4 protein-coding genes are annotated in these 3448 nt (G+C 60.6%); 3 read left to right on the forward strand and 1 reads right to left on the reverse strand.

What is annotated here, in order from left to right; all coding sequences use genetic code 11:
• Nucleotides 1-459: tRNA (cytidine(34)-2'-O)-methyltransferase (locus WBF74_RS12335; protein ID WP_424440294.1), on the reverse strand; the 459-nt coding region annotated here is incomplete at its 3' end.
• A gap of 268 nt (nucleotides 460-727) precedes the next feature.
• Here WBF74_RS12335 and petA point away from each other — a divergent pair.
• Genes petA through WBF74_RS12350 form a run of 3 tightly spaced genes read left to right on the forward strand, consistent with a single transcriptional unit; the run spans nucleotide 728 to nucleotide 3441 of the window.
• A complete protein-coding gene (gene petA, locus WBF74_RS12340; RefSeq protein WP_424440297.1) occupies nucleotides 728-1267 on the forward strand; it encodes a ubiquinol-cytochrome c reductase iron-sulfur subunit in 540 nt (179 codons plus the stop codon).
• Between the two features lie 12 nt (nucleotides 1268-1279).
• Nucleotides 1280-2557, forward strand: coding sequence for a cytochrome b (locus WBF74_RS12345; protein ID WP_424440300.1), 1278 nt, complete (start codon nucleotides 1280-1282; stop codon nucleotides 2555-2557).
• 14 nt (nucleotides 2558-2571) lie between these two features.
• On the forward strand, nucleotides 2572-3441 hold the full coding sequence (locus WBF74_RS12350; protein ID WP_424440303.1) for a cytochrome c1: 870 nt from the start codon (nucleotides 2572-2574) through the stop codon (nucleotides 3439-3441).
• Nucleotides 3442-3448 lie beyond the last annotated feature (7 nt).

The raw sequence follows: 3448 nt of genomic DNA on the forward strand, positions 1-3448 counted from the left end.
CTTAGCCCCCGGAAAGCCGTTTGTCTGCCGAAGCGCTTCCGTGAGAACCATCGCGGCGGCCACCGCCATGTTGAGCGAGCGGGCAGGGGGCTTCATCGGGATCGTCACCCGCGCATCCGCCGCCTGGTGGATGGCGTCGGGTACGCCCGCACTTTCTCGCCCCACCAGCAATATGTCCGAGGGGCTGAAGCTGAACGCTGTGAAGGGGAGGGAGGCTTTCGTGGTGAGCAGCACGATTCGCGCATGTGCGGGCCGGTTTGTTGAGAATGATTCCCAGCTTTCATGCCGGATCACCTCACCCAACGCACCATAATCCATCGCCGCCCGTTTCAGGTCCCGGTCGCCCCAGGGAAATCCGCAAGGTTCGATCACATCGAGAGGCACGCCGAGGCAGGCGCCGAGCCGGATAAGCGTGCCCAGATTGGGTGGAATGTCCGGTTCATAAAGGGCTAATCGCATGAGCTTCTTCAAATGAAACGAGGTGCGGCGATGCGTCATCCTGCCACAGGGGCGGCGGGGCTGGACAACATGCCGATTGGATGCCACAAAACCACGCAACGTATGGGGCGAAAACAGGGGATTCGTCGGTCTTTCGTGCCATGCAGCGGTTTTTAAGGTGCCGTGTCCTGCCTGTCGAAAGGTGCTTCCTTGTCTCGGGGCATCGTTTCAAACTGATGGCCGGGCGGTGATTACGGCACTCGATCAATTCAACGAGGAGACCTGAACCGTGGCAGAAATCCACGCGGACGAGCCGACACGGCGCGATTTCCTTTATGTGGCGACAGGGGCGTTCGCTGCGGTCGGTGCGGCTGCAGCGGTCTGGCCGTTGATCGACCAGATGAATCCTGATGCGTCGGTGCTGGCTCTTGCCTCCGCCGAATTTGACCTCAGCGGCATTCCCGTTGGGCAGGAAATCACGGTGAAGTGGCGCGGCAAGCCCATCTTTATCCGTCACCGGACGGAAGAGGAAATTGCAGCCGCCGATGCTGTTGATGTGGCATCGCTTCCCCACCCCGAATCCGATGATGAGCGCGTGCGCACCGGTCCGGGTGGCGAGCTGGAAAGGCAGTGGCTCGTGGTCATCGGCATCTGTACCCATCTGGGCTGCGTGCCGCTCTCCTATCGCGGCGAGTATGACGGCTATTTCTGCCCCTGCCATGGTTCGGTCTACGACACGTCAGGCCGTATTCGTAAGGGCCCGGCGCCGACCAATCTCGACGTGCCGCCTTACGAGTTCCTTTCCGACACAAGAATCAAGATCGGCTGAGGGGGCTGACAGATGAGCGGTGAAAGCACCTATACTCCCGGCAACGGATTTACACGCTGGCTGGACTCGCGCCTGCCGGTCCTGCGTCTGGTCAATGACAGCTTTGTCGATTACCCGACGCCGAAGAACCTCAACTACTGGTGGACCTTTGGCGGCATTCTGAGCTTCTGCCTTGCGGTCCAGATCGTCACCGGCATCGTGCTTGCCATGCACTATGTGCCGACGACCGAGCTTGCCTTTGCGAGCGTCGAGAAGATCATGCGCGACGTGAACTACGGATGGCTCATCCGTTACGTCCACGCAAACGGCGCATCAATGTTCTTCATCGCCGTCTATATCCATATGTTCCGCGGCCTCTACTACGGCTCCTACAAGGCGCCGCGCGAAGTGCTGTGGATTCTTGGCGTCCTGATCTACCTCCTGATGATGGCGACGGCCTTCTTCGGCTACGTCCTTCCCTGGGGTCAGATGAGCTTCTGGGGCGCAACCGTGATCACCAACCTCTTCGGCGCTATTCCGCTCGTCGGCGAAAGCCTGCGGACCTGGCTCTGGGGTGGTTTCGCGGTCGGCGATCCGACGCTCAACCGCTTCTTCTCGCTGCACTATCTCTTCCCGTTCCTCATCGCCGGTGTGGTCATTCTCCACGTCTGGGCGCTGCATGTAGCGGGGCAGGGCAACCCGGCGGGTATCGAAGTCAAGGACCCGAAGAAGGACACCGTTCCCTTCACGCCCTATGCGACCATCAAGGACGCGTTCGGCCTCGTCCTCTTCATGATCCTTTTCGCCTATTTCGTCTTCTTCAACCCGAACGGGCTGGGCGAGCCGGATAACTATATTGAGGCGAACCCGCTTTCCACGCCTGCGCATATCGTGCCTGAATGGTATCTGCTGCCCTTCTACGCGATCCTGCGTGCGGTGCCGGACAAGCTCGGCGGCGTCATCCTGATGTTCGGTGCGATTGCCATTCTCTTCGTGCTGCCCTGGCTCGACACGTCGAAAGTGCGCTCCGCACGGTTCCGTCCGCTCTTCAAGCAGTTCTTCTGGATCTTCCTCGTGACCTGCCTTGGCCTCGGCTATTGCGGCGGCCAGTCCCCGGACAAGATCCTGATCGCTGTGGGCGATGGCGGCTTCGACGTTACCGACCTGTCGCGTATCCTGACCATCTACTACTTCGCGCACTTCCTCATCGTGCTGCCCGTTCTCGGGCTGGTGGAAAAGCCGAAGCCTCTGCCGGAAAGCATTGCCGCGTCGGTGCTGCCCGCGAAGGCTCAGGACGAATCTGGAAGCTGAGGGGAGAGGTGAAAGTGAAAACGACAATGAAAACCATCTCCCGCGCCTTCTCGCTTGCCGCTGTTGCGGCGCTCGGTGCCGTGCTTCTGGCGGGTACGCCCGCCCGCGCAGCCGACGACGGGGTCGCACCGATCGACGTCAAGTGGTCCTTCGAGGGCGTGTTCGGTACATATGACCGCGATGCTCTGCGCCGTGGTTACAAGGTGTACAAGGAAGTCTGCTCCGTCTGTCATTCGATGGAATATGTGAGCTTCCGCAACCTGGCTCAGCCGGGTGGCCCGGAGTTCACGGAAGGCCAGGTCAAGACTCTCGCTGCCGAGATCACCGTCGTGGATGGCCCGAACTCTGACGGCGAAATGTATGAGCGTCCGGGTGAGCCGAAGGACCGTTTCCCTTCGCCCTATCCGAATGCTGAAGCCGCCGCCGCTGCTCTCGGTGCAGCCGCTCCCGATCTCTCGCTCCTCACCAAGGCGCGGGCGGGCGGTGCCGACTATGTCTATTCGGTGCTGGTAGGCTATGAGGACGCGCCGGAAGGCTTCGAAGTGACCGCGGGCTCCTACAACAAATACTTCCCCGGCCACATGATCGCCATGCCGAAGCCGCTCTCGGACGGCCAGGTGGAATATGAGGATGGTACGCCCAACACCGTCGAGCAGATGGCGAAGGACGTGACCCACTTCATGATGTGGACGGCCGAACCGAAGCTTGAGCAGCGCCACAAGCTCGGCTTTCAGGTGCTGATCTATCTGATCGCGCTGACCGGCATCCTCTATTTCGCGATGCGCAAGGTCTGGGCCGACGCTCACTACGGCACATGCCTTCTGATTGAAGGGAAAGGGGTCCTTCGGGGCCCCTTTTTCTATGGTATCGGCGCACCGGTCTGATATATCG

It is taken from the genome of Parvibaculum sp. (genome assembly GCF_049672805.1).
Classification (GTDB): Bacteria; Pseudomonadota; Alphaproteobacteria; order Parvibaculales; family Parvibaculaceae; genus Parvibaculum.